General features: G+C 72.2%; 1 protein-coding gene. It reads left to right on the plus strand.

The genetic code is table 11. The annotated features are described in order from the left end of the window. The first annotated feature begins 96 nt into the window (after nucleotides 1-96). Nucleotides 97-21768: an SDR family NAD(P)-dependent oxidoreductase gene (locus WMF44_RS17145; protein ID WP_437300181.1), complete on the plus strand. Its 21672-nt coding sequence runs from the start codon at nucleotides 97-99 to the stop codon at nucleotides 21766-21768. The last annotated feature ends 38 nt before the right edge of the window (nucleotides 21769-21806 follow it).

The following is a 21806-nucleotide window of genomic DNA, read 5'->3' on the forward strand; positions in this document are numbered from 1 at the left end:
GGCAGGCCGGGGGCGCTCCGCAGTGACGTGAGACGATCGTCTATTCGGGTGTGCGCGATGGTTGAGATGGATCCTGCGACGAAACGAATTCTTGAGATGGTGAAGTCCGGCCAGGTGTCTCCGGAGGAGGGGCTCCGGCTATACGCCGAGCGGCAGCGCGCCGCCGCCCCCGCCGAGCGCGCGCACCAAGCGCAGGCGTTGATGTATTGCCGATGGGTCTGGGAGCCATCGCCCGCGGAGCCCGCCGCTGCGCACGCCGGCCCCACGCTCGTCTTTGACACCGGCGAGGGGATCCGCCGCGCGCTCCAGGCTCGCCTCGACGGCGCGGCGCCTGCCGTGCTCGTGACGCCAGGGGACGGGTTTCATGAGCGTGGAGAGCACGCGTTCGAGATCCATCCTGGGCGCGACGAGGATTATGCGCGGCTGTTCCGAGCGCTGGAGAGGCAACGATTCTCGCCGTCGGTGATCGTCCACGCCTGGTCGCGCGGTGGAGCGGTGGGCGCCGTCGGGGGGATCGACGCGCGGCTGGACGAGGGCGCGTACTCGCTGCTCGGCCTGAGCAAGACGCTCCTCGATCGCAGGCCGACGCAGGAGACTGCGCTGCTGTATCTGTACGATGCCAGCGCGCCGGGGCCGTCGGCGCTTTACGCGGGCGCGGGCGCCCTGCTCCGGACGTTGCGCCTGGAGAATCCGAAGCTCGCGGGAAAGGCCGTGGGCGTCGTCGCAGCGGATCCTTTCGCCTGGTCGGAGGCCGTGCGGCAAGAGCTCGGGGCGCCCGCCACCGATGCAGAGGTCTTGTACGAGGGCGGCCGCCGGCTGGTGCGGCGGCCGCGCGAGCTCGCGCCCGGGTTCGCTTCAGGCGAGGAGAACCCCTTCCGCCCCGACGGCGTGTATCTCATCACAGGGGGCCTCGGAGGGCTCGGCGGTCTGGTCGCCGAGCACGTGGCGCGGCGGTGCCCCAGGGTCACCTTGATCCTGACGGGGCGTTCCCCGCTCAGCGCCGACAAGGAGCGCCGCCTCGCTGAGCTCGCCGCGCTCGGCGCGCAGCCCGTCTATGTGACGTCCGACGTCGCGCGGAGGGATTCGGTCGAGGCGCTCGCGGCCAAGATCCGGGCCCAGTTCGGCGGGATCCACGGCGTCTTTCACTGCGCCGGTGCGCTTCAGGACGGGCTCCTCGCGCGCAAGACGAGGGCATCAATGGCCGAGGTGCTCGCCCCGAAGGTGCATGGGACCGTGTACCTCGACGAGGTTCTGCAGGCCGAGCCGCTCGATCTTTTCGTCCTCTTCTCCTCCATCGTCGCCGTGATGGGCAACGTGGGTCAGGCCGACTATGCCTTCGCATGCAGCTTCCAGGACCATTTCGCGGCGCACCGCGATGCGTTGCGGCTGCGGGGCGCGCGCGCCGGCCGGACCGTCGCGATCAACTGGCCGCTCTGGCGCGACGGAGGGATGACGGCCGACGAGGGATCGATCGCGTGGGCGCGCAAGGTCATGGGCTTCGAGCCGCTCGAGCGCAGGGCCGGGATCGAGGCGCTCGAGGCCGCGCTGCGAGGGCCGTTCGCGCAGGTCGCGGTGCTCTCCGGCGACGCGCCGAAGATGAAGGCCGCGCTCGGGTTCAGCTCCCCGGTCGGCGGCGCGAGCGTCGCGTCGGTGGCGCCGCCTTGTGCCGGGGGCGGCGCGACGCGCGAGCGCGCGGAGGCCTGCGTGAAGGCGGTGCTCTCCGCCGAGATCAAGCTGCCTCCTGACAAGATCGACGCGAGCAAGCCGTTCGAGGCCTACGGCATCGACTCGATCTTGATCGTGACGCTGACGCGCGCGCTGGAGGAGCGGTTCGGCGTCCTCTCGAAGACGCTCTTCTTCGAGTACAACAGCGTCTCCGAGCTCGCCGGCTATCTGGCGGAGCACCACGCGGACAGGCTGAGCGACGACGCCCGCGGGGAGGCGCCGGCCGCGCCGACGCCGGAGCCGGCCGCGCCGACGCCGGAGAGGGATCCCTCGCGCTCGCGATGGTGGCCCGCTGCCGTGACGCCCGGCGCCCAGCCCGCCGCCGCGCCGGAGCGGAGCCGCCCGACGACCGAGCAGCTCACCGAGGACGATACCATCGCCGTCGTCGGCCTCGCCGGACGTTACCCGATGGCCGAGAGCCTCGATGTGTTCTGGGAGAACCTGCGGGCAGGTCGCGACTGCATCACCGAGATCCCCTCGGACCGCTGGGATCACCGCTCCTTCTTCAGCCACGACAAGGATCGGCGGGACAAGAGTTACAGCAAGTGGGGCGGATTCCTCTCCGGCGTCGATCAGTTCGATCCGCTCTTCTTCAACATCTCTCCAAGGGAGGCGGAGCTGATGGACCCCCAGGAGCGGATCTTCCTGGAGGCTGCATGGCACGCGCTGGAGGACGGCGGGCATACGAGGGGCCGGCTCGCGCGCGAGCGGGTCGGCGTGTTCGTGGGCGTCATGTACTCCCATTATCAGCTCATCGCCCTCGAGGAGTCGCTCCGCGCCGAGGTGGTTGCCCCAGGCTCCTTCTTCGCGTCGATCGCGAATCGGGTCTCGTATCACCTCAACCTGCGCGGCCCGAGCATCGCGCTCGACACCCTCTGTTCGTCCTCGCTCACGGCCATCCATCTCGCGTGCGAGAGCATCCGCCGCGGCGAGATCGACGCTGCCATCGCCGGCGGCGTCAACCTCACGGTTCACCCGAGCAAGTACTTCATCCTGAGCCACGGCCGATTCGCCGCGAGCGACGGCCGCTGCCGCAGCTTCGGCGAGGGCGGGGACGGCTACGTGCCGGGGGAGGGCGTCGGCGCGCTGCTGCTCAGGCCGCTGCGGAAGGCGGCGGCGGACGGCGATCTCATCTATGGGCTCATCAAGGGCACCGCGCTCAACCATGGCGGCAAGACCAACGGTCTGACCGTGCCGAGCCCCAACGCGCAGCGTGATGTGATCGTCGAGGCGCTTCGCAGGGCCAAGGTCGACCCCCGATGCGTGAGCTACGTGGAGGCGCACGGCACCGGCACCGCCCTGGGCGATCCGATCGAGATCACCGGGCTCACGAAGGCGTTCCAGGCCGGGGGCGACCTGCGCCGCGGCGACGACGCCCAGCGCTGCGCTATCGGCTCGGTGAAGTCGAACATCGGACATCTGGAGTCCGCGGCGGGCGTCGCCGGCATCACGAAGGTGCTGCTCCAGATGAAGCACCGGGCGCTCGCGCCCTCGCTGCACGCCGAGCGGCTGAACCCGAACATTTCGTTCGAAGGCTCGCCGTTCCGCGTGCAGAGGACGCTGAGCGAGTGGCGGCAGCCCGTGCTGCGAGAGGGCGGCGAGGAGGTCGCCGCTCCACGCATCGCCGGGATCAGCTCGTTCGGCGCGGGCGGCGCCAACGCGCACATCGTCCTTCAAGAGTACGACGCGCCGCCAGCGCCGGCCGCCGCGAGCCCGGAGGCCCCGGTGCTCATCGTGCTGTCTTCGAGGGATCGCGAGCGCCTTGCGGCGTACGCGACGGCGCTGCGCGACGGCCTGGCGCGCCTGCAAGCGCCTCATGGCAGCGGCTACCTCCGCGATTTCGCCTACACGCTGCAGGTGGGCAGGGAGCCCATGCCGGAGCGGCTCGCCTTCGTGGCCTCCTCGGTGGAGGAGCTCATCGGGAAGCTCGACGCGTACGTCACGCGCCAGCCCGTAGAGAGGCTGTATCAGGGCAATACCGCCGACGTGCCTCGGCCGGCCGCGCTGGAGGCGGCTGCTCCGGACGACGCCCGCGCGGCGGCGCTCGCCGCGCGCGACCTGGGAGGGTTGGCCGCGCTGTGGGTCGCGGGGGTCGAGATCGATTGGGCGCAGCTCGCGGCTCCCTCGAAGCCGCGGCGGATCTCGCTGCCCCCGCGGCCCTTCGTGAAGGAGCGCTGCTGGATCGGCAGCCCCGGCGGCGCCCTGCTCGCCGGGGGCGCGCCCCCAGCGCGGCTGCATCCGCTGATCGGGCAGAATACGTCGCTGCTGGGAGAGCCGCGCTTCACGACGCGTTTCCGCGGCGACGAGCCGTTCCTCGCCGATCACGTCGTCGATGGTCGGCGCGTGCTGCCGGGCGTGGCTGTGCTCGAGATGGCGCGTGCCGCCGGCGAGCTCGCCGGGCTCCCGCCGGTGCGCCGGATCGGCCAGGCCGTCTGGTCCAGCGCGCTGGCGGTCGATCCTGAGCTGGGTGCCGAGGTCAGCGTCAGCCTCGCGGCGGATCACGACACCGTCGCATACGAGGTGTGGGGCGCGCTGGAGGGAGGCGCGAGGCACGTCTACGCGTCGGGCAAGCTGATGCGCGACGAGCCAGCGACCGCGTCGCCGCGGGTCGACGTCGACGTCATCCGGGCGCGCTGCCCGGCGCGCTGGTCCGCGGGGACCTGCTATGCGCAGTTCCGCGAGCGCAGGCTGATTTACGGGCCGGCCTTCCAGTCGATCCAGGAGCTCGCCTTCGGGCCGGACGAGGCGCTCGCGCGCCTCGCGCTGCCGGCGGAGCTCTCGCCGGAGCTTCAGCGCTGCGTCCTCCACCCGGTGCTGCTCGACGGAGCGCTTCAGGCCCTGCTCGGTCTGTTTGCGGCGCGGAGCGCCGCCTCGGGCGACACCTACGTGCCCTTCGCCCTCGGCACGCTCGAGCTCTTCGGGCCCGTCGAGCGCGCGGCGTACGCGCACGCCCGCCGGGCCGTGAGCGCGGCGCCCGCCGATCCGACGATCGAGCGCTTCGAGATCCGGATCTACAGCGAGGATGGCTCGCCGCTCGCGGCGATGATGGACCTGGCGGTGAAGCGCCTCGACGGCGCGGCGCTCCCGCGGCCCGCGACGGGCGCCAGCTGCTCGCTCTTTCGCCCGGTGTGGCGGCAGCGCCCGCCCGCGCCGTCGGGCGCCGGCGACGCGGCGCCCGGCGGCGCGCTCCTCATCTTCGATCTCGGCGGGGAGCTCGTGGACGCCGCGCGCCAGCGGAGCGACGCCGCGGGCGCCGCGCGCCCAGCGCTGCTCGTCGTCCCCGGGCGCGGCTTCGCCGAGCGGCACGATGGGAGCTTCTCCGTCCGCCCCGGGGCCCTCGACGACTACCGGCAGCTGCTCCGGGCGCTGGAGCGCCGCGGCTTGCGCCCGGCCGAAGTGCTGCACCTGTGGTCGCGCGAGCATCCCGAAGGCGACACGACCGTGCAGCTGGAGCGCGGCATCCTGTCCGTCCTGCCGCTGGCGCAGGCGCTCGCCGCGACGCGCCCGTCCGAGCCCGTGCAGCTCGCCTTTGTCCACGCCGAAGAGGGGACCGGGGTCCGGCCCGCCTACGGCGCGCTCGCCGCCTTCGCGAAGAGTGTCCGGCACGAAGACCCGCGACTGGCCATCAAAGCCGTGGCCATCCCCGCCTTCGAGCCCACCGGCGCCTGCCTGTCGCCCGACCAGCTCGATCGCCTGCTGATCGAGCTCCGTACCGCTGACGGGAGCGCGGAGGTGCGTTACGACCGAGACGGCCGGCGGTGGGAGAGGGCCTGGGACGAGGTCGCATCGGCGCACGGCGACCTCCCTGAGCCCGCGCCGCTCCGGCGCCGCGGGGTGTACCTCATCACCGGGGGCGCCGGAGAGCTGGGGCTCGCGTTCGCCGAGCACCTTGCGCGCACGCTGGAGGCGCGGCTCGTCCTGTCCGGCCGCTCGGCCTTGAGCGCGCCGCGGGCAGCGCGCCTCCGCGCGCTGACCGAGGGCGGGGCCGAGGTCGTTTATTTGCAGGCCGATGTATCGAGTCGCGCGGAGGTGGCTGGGCTCGTCGCTGCGACGAGGACCCGCTTCGGCGCGCTCAGCGGGGTCATCCATGCGGCCGGCCACGTCCGCGACGCGCTGCTCGCGAACAAGACCGTCGAGGAGGTGAGGGCATGCCTGGCCGCCAAGGTGTACGGCGCGCTCTGGCTGGACGAGGCGACCCGGCACGAACCCCTCGAGGCGTTCGTCCTCTTTTCGTCGGCCGCTGCAGCGCTCGGCAATGCCGGGCAGTGCGACTATGCCTTCGCCAACAGCTTCCTCGATCACTTCGCGGTCGAGCGAGAGCGCCTCCGCGCGGAGGAGCGACGGTCCGGCAGGACGCTCTCCATCAACTGGCCGCTCTGGGAGGAGGGCGGCATGAAGGTCCCCGAGGCGGTCCAGGACTGGATGCGGGAGGCGCTCGGATGGACACCGCTGGCCACGCGCGACGGACTCGCCGCGTTCGCCTCGGCGCTGCGATCGGCGCACCCGCAGATCCTTGTGCTCTCCGGCGATCACGGCCGGATCGTGTCGGGGCTGAAGCCGGCCGCGCCCGAGGCGATGCCCGCCGAGCGCGCCGCGCCCGATGCCCGGGTCGCTCAGGGGGACGAGCCGGGGCTTCGCGCGCGCCTGGAGGAGCACCTCAAGGCCCTGCTGTCGGCGGAGATGAAGCTGCCGCAGCACAAGATCTCTGCGCGGGCCGCGTTCGAGACCTACGGCATCGAGTCGGTGATGGTGATGAACATCACCCGCAAGCTCGAGCGCGACTTCGGCGAGCTGCCGAAGACGCTGCTGTTCGAGCACCGGAGCGTGGCGGAGCTCGCGAGCTACCTGCTCAAGCGCTGCCTGCCGCGCGTGGCGGCCAAGCTAGGTCAGGCGGCATCCCCCGGGGCCGCGGCCGGCGCGCCGTCCGCAACCGCGGCGGCCGCCGCGTCGGCCGCCGCCGTGGGAGCAGCGCGACCCCCGAGTGCGGCGGCCGCGCTGCCGGCGTGGCGCCGAGAGGACGACCCGTCGCAGGAGGGGATCGCCATCATCGGGCTGAGCGGCCGTTACCCCATGGCAAGCGACCTGGACGAGTTCTGGGAGCGCATCCGCTCGGGCGCGGACTGCATCACGGAGATCCCCGCGGATCGCTGGGATCACCGCGCATGGTACGACCCCGATCGGCGCAAGGCGGGCAAGAGCTACTCCCGGTGGGGCGGCTTCCTCGACGACGTCGACAAGTTCGATCCCCTCTTCTTCGCCATCTCGCCACGCGAGGCGAAGATCATGGATCCGCAGGAGCGGCTCTTCCTGGAGATCGCGTGGCAAGCGATCGAGGACGCCGGCCATTCGCGTGAGGCGCTCCGCGGCAGCCTCGTCGGCGTGTTCGTGGGCGTCATGTACGCCCAGTACCAGCTGCTCAGCCTGGAGCCTGCCCACCGCGGCTCGGGCTTCACGCCGAGCTCGATCCACGCGTCGATCGCCAACCGCGTCTCCTACGTCCTCGACTTCCACGGCCCCAGCCTCGCCGTGGACACCATGTGCTCCTCGTCCTTGACGGCCGTCCACCTCGCGTGCGCGAGCATCCTGCGGGGCGAGTGCGAGCTCGCGCTCGCCGGAGGGGTGAACCTCTCGCTCCATCCGAACAAGTACCTGGCCCTCAGCCAGGGAAAGTTCGCCTCCAGCGACGGGCGCTGTCGGAGCTTCGGCGAGGGGGGCGACGGGTATGTGCCAGGCGAGGGGGTCGGCGCGATCGTGCTCAAGCGGCTCCGCGCCGCCGAGGCCGACGGCGACCGGATCTACGCGGTCATCCGCGGCACCGCCATCAACCACGGCGGCCGGACGAACGGCTACACGGTGCCCAACCCCGCCGCGCAGGCCGAGGTGATCGCGCGTGCGCTGCGGAACGCGGGGCTGCGGCCGGAGCAGATCGGGTACATCGAGGCGCACGGGACGGGCACGTCGCTCGGCGATCCCATCGAGATCGCCGGCCTCCAGGCGGCATTCGAGCAGCTCGGCGCGCCGGCCTCCCGGCGCCGGCGTTGCCCTGTCGGCTCGGTGAAATCGAACATCGGACACCTCGAGTCCGCCGCCGGCATCGCGGGCATCACCAAGGTGCTCCTCCAGATGAAGCACGGCGCGCTCGCGCCCTCGATCCATGCCGACCGGCTGAACCCGCACCTCGCGCTGGAGGATGCAGGGCTGTACGTGCAGCGAACGCTGGAGCCCTGGTCCCGTCCCGTAATCGATGACGGCGGCGCAGCGCGCGCCGTCGCGCGGCAGGCCAGCGTGAGCTCCTTCGGCGCGGGTGGGTCGAACGCGCACGTCATCCTCGAAGAGTACGTCGCGCCATCTCCCGAGGCCGTCGCGCCGCAGCCCGGCCCGCACGTCGTCGTCCTGTCCGCCCGCACCCCGGAGCAGCTGGACGCCTACGCCCGCAAGCTCGCCGCGTTCCTGGGCAAGCGGATCGCCGAGCAGGGCGGCGCCTCGGCGGCGCCCCTCGCCGCGGATCACGCGGATGCTCTCGCGCGGGAGCTGCGCGCAATGGCGGCCCACGCGCTCGGCGTGGCGCCTGCCGAGCTCGACCCGGAGGAGCCGCTGAACGAGTACGAGTTCGGCCCGGTCTCCCTGACCCTGTTCATCGAGCGCGTGGCCCAGACGTACGGGATCGATCCGGCGCTGCTCGCCGATCGGGCCACGATCCAGGCGCTCGCGCGAGGGCTCGTGGCGCAAGGCGTGGCGCCGCTCGAGGGCGGGTCCACCACGGCGCCCGCGTGGGAGGGGCTCGCGCTCGCGGACATCGCCTACACGCTCCAGGTGGGCCGCGAGGTCATGGAGGAGCGGATGGCGGTGGTCGCCGCGACGCTGGGCGAGCTCCGCGACAAGCTCGATCAGCACGGCCGCGGCGCGACGGGCGTCGCGGCCGTGTACGTGGGCAGCGCGCGGCGCGAGGCCGGGCGACCCGAGCTGCTGCTGGAGGGCGAGGAAGGCGCCGAGCTCGTCCGAGCCATCGCGCGCCAGCGCAAGCTCGACAAGCTGGCGCAGCTCTGGGTCCGCGGCGTCGAGGTGGACTGGGACGCGGTGCGCCGGAGCGCGGGCGGCGCGAGGGGGCGCAGGGTGTCGCTTCCGACCTACCCCTTCGTTCGCGAGCGGCACTGGCTGCCCGAGGTACCGTCCTCGGCGTCAGGCACTGGCGCGCGGCTCCACGCGCTGCTCGATCGGATCGTCCCGGCGCGGAGCCTGCAGCAGACGCGCGGGCTCGTGTTCCGCAAGGCGCTCGTGTCCGCCGAGCCGCTCCTGCGGGATCACAAGGTTCGGGGACGCTCCATCCTGCCGGGGGTGGGCTACCTCGAGATGGCGCGCGCCGCCGTCGCCGAAGCCGCGCCCGGTCATCCGCACGCGCTGCGCGATGTGGTCTGGCTGCAGCCGGTCATCGTCGACGAGCAGCCGAGGAGCGTCGATGTCGTCCTCCGCGAGGAGGCGGGCTCCCTGCGGTTCGAGATCCAGACCGAGGACGCGCAACAGAGGTGGGTGACCCATGCGAAGGGCGCGGTCGATCTGGGGGCGTCGGCGGGTGAGCGGCCTGCGCGCATCGATATCGTGGCGCTTCAGGAGAGGTGCTCGGCGCCCGTGACCCAGGGCGCGCTCTACGCGCAGTTCAGGGCTGTCGGCATGGACTACGGTCCGTCGTACCAGCGGGTCGAGCAGGCCTGGGTGGGCGACGACGAGGCGCTCGGCCTGCTCACGCTGCCGCCCGAGCGCGAGCGGGAGCTCGACGAGCTCGTCATCCACCCCATGATGATGGACGCCGCGCTCCACGTCATCGGCGCGCTCGCGATCCACCGCGGAGAGAACGCTCACGCGCAGCTGCCCTTCGCGGCCGAGCGGGTGGAGCTCGTCAAGCCTCTCACGCGCCGCGTCTACGCCCACGTCAGGCGCACCGGCGAGGGGCGTTATGGGATCGAGGTCCTCGACGAGCAGGGGCATCCTTGCGTTCGGCTCGTCGACCTCGTCCTCAGGCCGCTCAAGGACGCGGTATCGGGCCCCGACCTGTTCGCGCCGCTCTGGCGGCCGGCGCCCCTGCCGACGCCGGCCGAGGCGCCGCGCGGCTTGGCGGGGACGGTCCTCCTCATCGAGCCGCCCGCGCCCTGCGGCCTGGAGGACGTGCTGGAAGACGCGCACCAGGGAGCGCGCGTCATCCGCGTCACCCTCGGCGCGGCAACGAGGCAGCGCGCGGCAGATCGCTGGGAGCTCGCGCTCGGCGATGCTGCCGCGCTCGACGCCTGGCTCGGCGCCATCGAGGATCTGCGCGCGGTGGTGTATCTGGCGGCGCTGGAGGCAGGGCCCTGCACGGCGGGCGACATGGCCGCGCTGGCGTCGAGCCAGGAGAGGGGCGTGCTGTCGCTTCTCCGCCTGGTGAAGAGCTTGCTCCGCTGCGGCTTCGAGCAGCGCGCGCTGCAGCTCAAGGTGGTCACCAACGAGGTGCATCCGATCCTCCCCGGCGAATCGGGCCGGCCGTACGCGGCCAGCCTGTTCGGCTTCTGCAGATCGCTCTCGAAGGAATGTCCGCGCTGGGCCGTCAGCTGCCTCGACGTCCGCCTGACGTCCGACGACGCGAACGCGGCGGGCGTGCTGCGGGCGCTCGGTCGCGCGATCGTGGCCGAGCCGGCGAGCCCGCGGGGCGGCGAGGTGGCCTTCCGCGAGGGCCAGCGTTATGAGCGCGTCCTTTTGCCTGTGCGGCTGCCTCGAGCGGAGCAGTTGCCGCTCCGCCAGCGGGGCGTCTACCTCATCCTCGGTGGCGCGGGCGGCATCGGGCTGGAGCTTGCGCGCCACCTGGCTGCCAAGGTTCAGGCGCGGCTCGTCCTCGTGGGCCGCAGCGAGCTCAGCGAGGCGCAGCGAGCGAAGATCGCGGGCATCGACGCGCTCGGCGGCAGCGTGCTCTACGTGCGCGCGGACGCCGCCGAGCCTGCGGCCGTGCGGGAGGCCGTGCGCCAGGCGAAGGCGCGCTTCGGCAGCATCCATGGGGCGGTCCACTCGGCGATCGTCGTGCGAGACGGGACCCTCCAGAACATGGATGAAGCCAGCTTCAAGGCCGCGCTGGCGCCGAAGGTCAACGGGAGCGTCGCGCTCCTCGACGCGCTCGCCGGCGAGCCGCTCGACTTCTTCCTGTTCTTCTCGTCGGCTCAGTCCTTCACCGGCAGCGCCGGTCAGAGCAGCTACGCGGCCGGATGCACGTTCAAGGACGCGTTCGCCCATCACCTCGCCCGGACCGCGCCGTACCGCGTCCGGGTCATCAACTGGGGGTACTGGGGCGAGGTGGGCGTTGTCGCTGGCGAGGCGCACGCGAAGCGCTTCGCCGCGCAGGGCGTCGCCTCGATCCGCATCGACGAGGGGCTGGAGGCCGTCGAGCGCGTGCTGTCGCACTCCGAGACCCAGGTGGTCTCGATCAAGGCGGAGGAGCGGGTGCTCGCCGCCATGGGCGCCGGCGCGCGAGCAGGCGCCGATGGGGCGCCGGCGCGCGGCCCGGCAGCGCTGCCGGCGGCCACGACGGCGTCCCGCGCGGCCGCCGGTCCGTCGCGGGCGCGTGCCTCCGCCGGCGGCCCGGCGCCGGTCGACGCACGTGCGCTGCTGCAGCGTCTGGAGAGCGACATCGCGGTGCACGTCGCGCGCGCGCTGACCATGGTCCCCGAAGGCATCGATCGGGAGCGGCAGTTCAGCGAGTATGGTGTGGACTCCGTCATTGGCATCGAGCTCATCAACGTCATCAACACGGCGTACGGCGTCACGCTGCGGACGACGGCCCTGTTCGATCACAGCAGCGTGAGAGAGCTCGCGCGTTTCATCGCCAAAGAGCACGGAGAGCGCGCCGCTGCGGCGCTGGGTGCGGCCACCGTCGACCCGGCGCCGGAGGCGTCCGCGGCGCCCGAGCCCCCGCGTGAGCAGACCACCGCCCGGGCAACGTCGTTCGAGCCGATCAGCGCCTGGGACGCGCCGGCGGCGCCAGCGTACGCTGCGCTCCTGCCGGGCGTCCGCGCCAGCGATCACGCCGCGCCCGCGGAGGAGACGAGCCTCTTGGACGGTGTCCTTCCGCCTGCCATGTCAGCCCCGCACGCGCCCGCGCCGGAGGGCGCGGGGGTCGCGGGGCACCGCGCCGTGGTGCTGACCCGGCCGGGCAAGATCCATGACATGCGCGTCGAGGCCGTGCGCCCGCGCGCGCCGGGCGAGCTGGAGGTCCAGATTCACGTCAAGGCGTTCGCCCTCAACTTCGGTGATCTGCTCTGCGTCAAGGGCCTGTATCCGACGATGCCGGAATACCCGTTCACGCCGGGGTTCGAGGTCTCGGGTGTGGTGCTCGCGGTGGGGCCCGGCGTGCGCCGCGTGCGCGTCGGTGACGAGGTGATCGGCTTGGTCGGCGCTGCGATGGGGGGGCACAGCACGCTCGTCAACCTCGAGGAGAGCGCCGTGGCCCGCAAGCCGGCGGGCATCACCCACGAAGAGGCCTGCGCGTTCCCGATCGTGTACATGACCATGGACCGGGGCTTCGAGCTGGCGCGGCTCGAGCCGGGCGAGCGGGTGCTCATCCACACGGCCACGGGGGGGACGGGGCTCATCGCGGTCCAGCTCGCGCAGCAGATCGGCGCCGAGATCTTCGCGACCGCGGGCTCGCGCGAGAAGCTCGACTATCTCGCCGGGCTCGGCGTCCCTCACCGGATCAATCACCGCGAGGACGACTTCGCGCGCGCTGTCCTGGAGCTCACCGGTGGCCGCGGGGTCGATGTCATCTTCAATACCCTGCCGGGGGACGCCATCCAGAAGAACTTCGATGTGCTCGCCCCGGGCGGTCGTTATGTCGAGATCGCGGTGACGGGGCTCAAGGGCGCTCGCAACATCAACCTCGCTCACCTGGTCGACAACCAGACCTTCTACAGCCTGGACCTGAGAAAGCTGCTCCGGCAGAGCCCCGAGCTCGCCGCGCGCTACCTCGATCGAATGGTCGAGGCGCTCGGGAACCGCCTCATCCGGCCCACGGTGGGGAAGGTGTTCCCCTTCGCCGCGGTGCGCGAGGCCTACAGCTACCTAGAGGAGCGCAGGAACGTCGGGAAGGTCGTTGTCACAACGGCTGATGTCGCCGTCGAGATCCACCCGCCCGCGGCGGCCCCGCGAGCCGGCGGGCGACCGGTTCGGCCCGCTTCCGCGCCCACCTCGCGCGACATCGCGATCATCGGGATGGCGGGCCGGTTCCCTGGAGCCCGGGACCTCGACGCGTTCTGGCGCAACCTCATCGAGGGCCACAGCGCCATCACGGAGGTGCCGAAGGAGCGCTGGGACGTGGACGCCTACTACGACCCGGACCCGCAGCGGCTCGACAAGACGTACTGTCGGCGCGGCGGCTTCCTCGGCGACATCGACGAGTTCGATCCGCTCTTCTTCAACATCTCGGGCAAGGAGGCGCAGCTCGCCGATCCGCAGCAGCGCCTGTTCCTCGAGATCGGTTGGGCCGCGCTGGAGGACGCCGGATACGCAACGGCGGCGCTCGCGAACAGCCGTTGCAGCGTCTTCGTGGGCGTCGGGCAGAGCGATTACGTCGACAGGATGGTTCGGGCGGGGGTGGGGCTCGAAGCCCAGTCGTTCTGGGGCAACGAGCCCTCCGTCGTGCCCGCCAGGCTGTCGTACTTCCTGGATCTGAGAGGATCGAGCGTGGCGGTGAACACGGCTTGCTCCTCGTCGCTCGTCGCGCTCCACCTCGCCTGTCAGAGCCTGCTCGCGGGCGAGAGCGAGCTGGCCGTGGCCGGCGGCGTGTTCATCCGCACGACGCCGCACTTCCACGTCATCAACAGCAATGCCGGCATGCTGTCGCCCGACGGCCTGTGCAAGACCTTCGACAACGGGGCCAACGGCTATGTGCCCGGCGAAGGGGTCGGCGCGGTGGTGCTGAAGCCGCTCGACGACGCGCTCCGGGACGGCGACAACATCCACGCCGTCATCAAGGGGTCCGGGTTCAATCAAGACGGCCGGACCAACGGGATTACGGCGCCGAGCGCGCGCTCGCAGACCGAGCTCGAGCTCTCCGTTTACCAGTCGTCAGGCATCGATCCGGGGACGATCACGCTGGTCGAGGCGCACGGGACGGGGACGAGGCTCGGGGATCCCATCGAGGTCGAGGCGCTGACGAACGCCTTCCGGCGTTACACGGACAGAAAGCAGTACTGCGCGCTCGGCTCGGTCAAGACGAACATCGGCCACGCCGTGGCCGCGGCCGGCGTCGCGAGCGTGATCAAGGCGGCGCTGGCGCTCAAGAACGCGCGGATCCCGCCGTCGCTCAACTTCACGCGGCCCAACGAGTTCATCGATTTCGAGGGCAGCCCCTTTTATGTGCCCACCACGGCGCGCGCGTGGGACGCGAACGGCGCGCCCCGACGCGCGGCCGTCAGCTCCTTCGGCTTCAGCGGGACCAACGCGCACCTCGTCATGGAGGAGCCGCCCTCGCCGCCTGCTCCCTCTGCGCCGCGCCCGGCGTACCTCTTCCCGCTGTCGGCCAAGACCGAGCCCGCGCTCCGCCAACGGGCTGCGGACCTGGCGCGCTGGCTCGACACCCTGGGGGCCGAGTACGCGCTCGGCGATATCGCGTTCACGTTGCTCGTCGCCCGGAGTCATTTCCCCGTGCGGCTCGCCGTCGTTGCGGGCTCGCGCGAGGAGCTCGCCCAGGCCTTGCGCGACGCCGAGCGCGAGGAGGCGACCGGCCCGGTGCGGTGGCGCAATCTGAGCGCGTCCCCGGAGGCGCAGGATCCTGGACGCCGGGAGGCTGGCGAGGCGCTCATCGTCGCGCTCGATGCGGGCACGCTGGCCGGCGATCATTACCGCGAGGCGCTCATCACCCTGCGCGATCTCTACCTCGAGGGGTACGATCTCGGCTGGACCGGCCTCTATGCGAGCGCGGGGCGCCGGCGCGTCGCTCTACCCACCTATCCCTTCGCGCGCAAGCGTTGCTGGTTCCAGGAGCCGGCCCGGCCCTCGCACGACGTCGCGGCCCGGCCCTCGCACGACGTCGCGGCCCGGCCCTCGCACGACGTCGCGGCCCGACCCGCACATCCGCTCGTCGGCGACCCGGACAGCAGCGCCGGTCCGCAGGAGCTCGCCTTCCGCAGCGTGCTGCGCCGCGACCTGCCGCTCGTCGGCGACCACGAGGTGCAGGGCCAGCCCGTCGTGCCGGGCGTGGCACAGCTCGACGCGGCGCTCGTGGCTGCGTCCCGCGCGCGCGCGGGCGCCGCGTACGACATCGCGGACTTCGTGTGGCTGCAGCCGCTCATCGTGACCGGCGAGGGCGTCGTCGCACGCGTCGCCCTGAGGGAAGACGGCGCGCATCTGGCCTTCGAGCTCCATACCGAGGCCGCAGGCCGGCGCGTTACCCATGCCCGAGGCGTGCTCCGCCCGCGGAGCACCGCCGGAGCCGAGCCCGGTGCGACCCTGCCGCTCGAGGCCATACGGGCTCAATGCACCACCATCGTGGATCCCCTGCGCGGACCGTACGCCCGGCTGCGGGCGATGGGCATCCGCCACGGCCGCTTCCTCCAAACCCTCGGCGAGCTCCGGGTGGGCGAGCGCGAGGTCCTCGCGCGCGTCGCCCTCACGGCCGAGCACGAGGCGGACTCAGGCGTCCATCTCCTCCACCCCGCGCTCCTCGATGGCGCGCTGCAGGCGCTCGCCGCCTTCCCCACGCTTCAGCGGAGCGGCCGCCCGCACCTGCCGTTCGCGCTCGAGCGGCTGGAGCTCCTTCGCCCGCTCGATCGGAGCGGTTACGTCCACGTGACGCCGGGCCGGGACCCGCTCAGCGTCAATATCGCCGTCACCGACGAGGCGGGGCAGATCTGCGTGCGGATCCGGGAGCTCGCGCTCCGTGCGCGCACCGACCCGCTCGAGCGCGTCTTTTACCTGCCCGCCTGGCGTCCCGTTCGCGATCCGCTGCTCGCCGGTCCGGCCGGCGCCTCGACGTACGGCCGCGGGGCGGTGCTCGTCGTCCATTCGCCACGCTGCGCCGGTCTCGACGCGGCGATCGCGGGTGTCCACGAGCGGCGAGGGGAGGAGGTGATCGCGATCGAGCTGGCCGCGGTCGCAGAGCGCCGCGGCGAGCGCTCGTACCGCGTGCCTGTGGGCGACGTGCGGGCGCTCGACGAGGTGCTTCGAGGCCTGCCGCCGCTCGGGGCGGTGTATTTCCTCGGCGTCCAGCCGGAGCCGTTCGACCCCGCGGATCTCGGCGCTCTCGCCCGCGCCGAGGAGCTCGGCGTGCTGTCCCTGCTCCGGCTCGTCACGGCGCTCGGCCGCGCGGGGTATGCCGCGCGGCCGCTCGCGCTCAACGTCGTGACCAACGACGCTGCCGAGGTGTGGGCCGGCACGATCCGCAACCCGCACGCGGCAGCCTTCTTCGGGTTCTGCCGCTCCCTCGCCAAAGAGCGGAGCGCGTGGGCGGTCGGCTGCGTCGACCTCCAGCTCGGTCCCGACGCGGAGCTCGGCGCGATCGCCGAGGCCATCGCCGCGGGGCCGGGCCGCCTCGGCGGGCAGGAGTCGGCCCTGCGGCAAGGTCGCTGGTATGCGCGCACGCTGATGCCGCTCGACGTGCCGCCCGTCGATGGGCCTCCGTTCCGGCAGGGCGGCGTCTACCTGATCGTCGGCGGGGCGGGCGGCCTCGGGACGGAGCTCGCGCTCTATCTCGCGGAACACGCGCGGGCGAAGGTGGTCCTCGTCGGCCGGAGCGCGTCGAGCGAGGCGCTGCGCAGCAAGCTCGCCCGGATCGAGGCGCGCGGCGGCGAGGCGATGTATGTGACCGCCGACGTCACCGATCCGGCCGCCCTCCGGAGCGCGGTGGAGGCCGCGAAGCGGCGCTTCGGCGCGCTCCACGGCGTCGTGCACTCGGCCATCGTCCTGCGCGACCGGACGATCGACGCCATGGACGAGGCCACCTTCCGGGCTGCGCTCGCCCCGAAGGCCGCGGGCAGCGTCGCTCTCTACCAGGCCCTCCGGGGCGAACCGCTGGATTTCGTGCTCTTCTTCTCGTCGTCCCAGTCGTTCATCGGCAACGCTGGGCAGAGCAACTACGCCGCTGCGTGCACCTCGAAGGACGCCTTCGCGCGCTGGTGGGCCGCTCGCGTCCCGTACTCCGTCCACGTTCTGCAGTGGGGCTACTGGGGCGAGGTCGGCGTCGTGGCGACGGAGGAGCACCAGCAACGCCTGGCGGCGCATGGCCTCTACTCGATCCAGCCGGCAGAGGGCATGGAGGCCGTCACCCGGGTTCTGGCGCGCCGGGTCGAGGTGGTGATGCCCATCAAGGCGAGCGATGCGCTGCTCGCCGCCATCGGCGTCGACCTCGATCAGCGCGCCGAGATCCGCCCCGACGCCGGCGCGCCGCGGCTCCACCGGACCGTCGACGCCGCCGCGGGGCCTGCCCTCGGCGGCCCCCGCGTGGCCCGCGCCATCGACGAGTTCGAGGCGCTCGAGCGTCTGGGGGCGATGCTGCTGCTCGGCGCGTTCCAGCGCATGGGCGGCCTCCGCCGGGCCGGCGAGCGCAGCGACATGGATGCTCTCCGCCGACAGCTCGGGATCTCGCCTGCCTTCGTCAAGCTCTACGATGCGCTGCTCGGCATCCTTGCCCGCGCGGGCTTCATCGTTCGGCGTGGCGCCGAGGTCGAGGCAGCGCAGAAGATCGATGATCCGGCGCTCCGGGATGGAATTGCGGCGTCCGAGGACGAGATTGAGCGGTTCGTCGCGCGGTGGCCCGAGCTCGCGGCCCACGCCCGCCTGCTCTGGGCGTGCGCGTCCCGCTACCCCGAGGTCCTGCGAGGCGAAGCGCTCGCGACCGACGTGCTCTTTCCGCGCTCCTCGAACGAGCTGGTCGAGGCCGTCTACGCGGACGGCGTCCTCGTTGCGCACTACAACAAGGTGGTGCTCTGGGCGGTGCATGCCTACCTAAAGGCGCGCCTCCCCGCCCTCCGGCCGGGCGAGAAGATCCACATCCTCGAGATCGGCGCCGGCACCGGCGGGACGAGCCGCGTCGTGCTCGAAGGGCTCCGGGCGTACGCCGATCACGTCCGCTATGTCTACACGGACGTCTCCTCCGGCTTCATCCATCACGGCCGGCGGCGGTTCGGGGAGGCCTACCCGTTCGCCGAGTTCCAGGCCATGGACATCGAGCAGCAGGTCGCTGCCCAGGGGTTCTCGCCAGGCGAGTACGACCTCATCCTCGCCGCGAATGTCCTGCACGCGACGCGGCGGATCGAGCGCACGCTCCGGAATGTCAAAGAGCTCCTCAGGTCGGGCGGCTGGCTCGTCCTGAACGAGGTCACCGCGGTGCAGTCGTTCACGACGTTGACGTTCGGCTTGCTCGACGGCTGGTGGCTGTTCGCGGACGAGGATCGGCGCCTGCGCGGAGCACCCCTGCTCGACGTGCCTCGCTGGGAGAGCTGCCTCAAGGAGGCGGGCTTCCGCTCCATCTCCGCGCTGGGCCTGGAGGCGCCCGACGGCCGGCGGGTAGGCCAGCACGTCTTCCTGGCCGAGAGCGACGGCATCGTCCTGTCGACGCGCGCTCCGGGGACGCCCGCCGGAGCGCCGGCGCAGCCGGCCAGTACGCCGGCACCGGCCCCGCGGTCCGCGCCCGAGCGCGCGGCCCCCCGGGCGCCGGTGGAGCGCCTCGTCAACGGGCTCACCGCGCCGGCGCTCGTCACCGCAACGCCCGCCGCGGCGTCTCCTGCGGACGAGGACGCTATGCGCCTGCACGTCGAGACCACCATCGCCGAGCGCGTCGCCGCGACGCTGCAGCTCGACGCCCAGGCGCTCGACCGCAACGCGCCGTTCACCGACTTCGGCGTCGACTCGCTGCTCGCGGCGGACATCGTCGCGAAGCTGAACGGGGTCCCCGGCTTCCATCTCCGGACGCAGGACCTGTTCAATTACGCGAGCATTCGCAAGCTGACGGACCACGTCCTCACCGAGTCAGGGGCCGCTCAGCTGGGCTCCTTCGCAGCGGCGGCAGCGCCCGAGTCCGCTGCGCCTGTGCCGCCGGTCGAGGCGAGCTCGCCTGTTGATGCGGCGTCTGTCCACGCGGCGCCTGCTCCTGCGGTAGCGCCTGCTCCTGCGGTAGCGCCTGCTCCTGCGGTAGCGCCTGCGCTCGTGGGCGCCCTGGAAGCGCCGCCGGCCGACATCGCCGTCATCGGCATGTCGGGGCGCTTCGCCGAGGCCGACGGCCTGGACGCGTTCTGGCGGAACCTGGCGAGCGGGAGGGATTCGGTCCGAGAGATCACGCGCTGGGATCACCGTGACTTCTTCGACCCTGATCCAGGCGCGCCGGGCAAGAGCTACAGCAAGTGGGGCGGTCTCCTCGACGACACCGAGCGCTTCGACCCGCTCTTCTTCAACATCTCAGGGCGCGAAGCGGAGCTCATGGATCCCCAGCAGCGGGTCTTCCTCGAGGAGGCCTGGAAGGCGATAGAGGACGCTTGCTATGCTGACGCCAGCCTCGACAACAAGCGCTGCAGCGTCTTCGTCGGCGTCGGCTCCGGCGATTACGGCTCCCTGCTCAAGCGGCTCGGCGTTCCCATCGAGGCGTACACGTTCACGGGCAACTCGAGCTCGATCCTCGCCGCGCGCATCTCGTACCTGCTGAACCTGAAGGGCGCCAGCGTGCCGGTCGATACGGCCTGCTCCTCATCGCTCGTCGCGGTCCACCTTGCCTGCGAGTCCCTCCGGGAGGGTACGTGCGATATGGCGATCGCCGGCGGCGTCGCTGTCATGAGCACCCCCGAGTTCTACGTGTGCGCGAGCCGGAGCGGCATGCTGTCGCCCGACGGACGGTGCAAGACCTTCGACAGCCGCGCCAACGGCTTCGTGCCCGGAGAGGGGGTGGGCGTGCTCGTCCTCAAGCGCCTCAGCGACGCCCTGCGAGACGGTGATCACATCCATGGTGTCATCTGTGGCAGCGGGAGCAATCAGGACGGCAAGACGAACGGCATCACGTCACCCAGCTCCCCCTCGCAGACGGCGCTGGAGCGCGACGTGTACGCCCGTTTCGGCATCAACCCGGCGTCGATCTCGTATGTCGAGGCCCACGGCACCGGGACCCACCTTGGCGACCCGATCGAGATCGAGGCGCTGACGGCCGCGTTCCGCGGTCACACCCAAGCGACGCAGACCTGCGCCATCGGATCGGTCAAGACGAACATCGGCCATACCCTCACGGCGGCCGGCGTCGCTGGGCTGCTCAAGGTCCTGCTCTGCCTCGAGCACCGCCAGCTCGTGCCCTCGCTCCACGTCGAACGCCTCAACGAGCTCATCGACTTCCGCGCGAGCCCGTTCCTGGTGAACACGGCGCTGCGCGACTGGCCGGCGCCGGAGCAGGGCGCGCGCCTCGCCGCCGTGAGCTCCTTCGGGTTCAGCGGCACCAACGCGCACGTCGTCGTCCGCGAGGCCCCCGAGCCCCCGCACGAGCGGGCCTCGGATCGCATGCCTTGCTATCTCGTCGCGCTGTCCGCAAAGACCGAGGACGCGCTCTGCCGGCGCGTGGAGGATCTCGCCGCCTGGCTGGAGCGCGCTGCGCCCGTGCCGCCGCTGCGGGACATCGCCTTCAGCCTGCACCTCGGCAGGAGCCACTTCCCGCTGCGCCTCGCGTTCGTCGTCGACGGCGTCGACGCGCTCGCGCGCGAGCTCCGGCGGGTGCTGGGAGCGCCGCGCATGGCGCTCCGGGAGCTCCAGGCGCCTGCGCGTGCCGGCGGCGGCGCCCCGACCCGGCGCCGGCAAGGACAGGCGTGGCTCGATGCGCTCCGGGACGGTCGGCTCGCGCCGGACGAGCGCCGTAGCCATCTGGAGGAGCTCGCGCGCCTCTATCTCGAGGGCTGCGACCTCGACTGGGCGCCGCTTTACGCGAGGGAGGACCACCGGCGGCTCTCGCTCCCGACCTACGCGTTCTCGCGCGAGCGGTATCGCCCGCCGGTCGCGCCGGCGCGCGGCGCGCCAGCGGCAGATCGCGCCGAGCGCGTGCACCCGCTGATCGAGCGGAACGCCTCGACCTTGAAAGCCGTCCGGTTTGCGACGCACCTGACCCGAGGCGACGCGGTGATCGCCGAGCACGTGGCGCTCGGGAAGCCGACGCTGCCGGGCGCGGCGTGCCTGGAAATGGCGCGCGCCGGCGCGGCCATCGCGGGCGAGGGCGAGGTCGCGGCGCTCAGGAACGTCGTCTGGTCGAGCCCCATCCATCTCGACACCGCGTCCGGACAGGTCGAGGTCGTCACCAACCTGCGCCCGGCCGCGGACGGCGCCGACTTCGAGATCGTGACGGGCAACGCCGGGCCGCCCCACGCGCAAGGCCGCGTCGTGTACCGGGGCGCTGCGCCGACCCCGCGCGCGTCGGCCACGCTGGGCCTCGAGGAGATCGAGCGGCGCTGTCCCCGCACGCTGGATCCTGACGACTGTTACCGCGCGCTTTCCTCGCTGGGCATGGCGTACGGGCCGAGCTACCGCGTCATCACGGCGCTCCGCTGCGGCGACGGCGAGGCGGTCGCCCGCCTCGCGTTGCCGGCGGCGCTGGCCGGCGATGCGGCCGCCTATGGGCTCCACCCCTCGCTGCTGGACGGCGCTCTCCAGGTCGTGGCGGCGATCGAGGCCGACGTCGAGGAGGGCGCAGCCTACTTGCCCGTCGCCCTCGGCGAGCTCGTCCTCGTGGGGACCCTGCCCGCGCGCTGCTGGGTGCATGTCCACGCGACCCCCCGACGAAGCCGCGCCCCGGCGGCGCTGCGGCGCTTTGACGTCCGCATCGCCGACGATGTGGGGCGAATCTGTATCGAAATCAAGGACTTCGCGCTGAAGGAGATCCCGCGTGTGGACAGCCCTGGCGCGCGGCCGCCGCGGCCTTCCGGCGCAGATCGAGCGGCGGTCGACGGGGAGACCTTCGAGCGGATGCAGCTGAACATCCTCCGGCAGCTCGAGCGCGGGGGGCTCACCGCGGACGAGGCCGAGCGCATCCTCGCAGGCGCGCACCCTCTGAACGGCACATCCACTTGGCCTTGATGCGTCGAGCGGCGGCGCGGGCGCGATCTCGACGAGCA

Source organism: Sorangium sp. So ce426 (assembly GCF_051475585.1).
Taxonomy (GTDB): Bacteria; Myxococcota_A; Polyangia; order Polyangiales; family Polyangiaceae; genus Sorangium; species Sorangium cellulosum_B.

Coding starts and splice junctions, on each gene's coding strand:
- WMF44_RS17145 (WP_437300181.1), top strand. CDS start 97: ATGGTGAAGTCCGGCCAGGTGTCTCCGGAGGAGGGGCTCCGGCTATAC.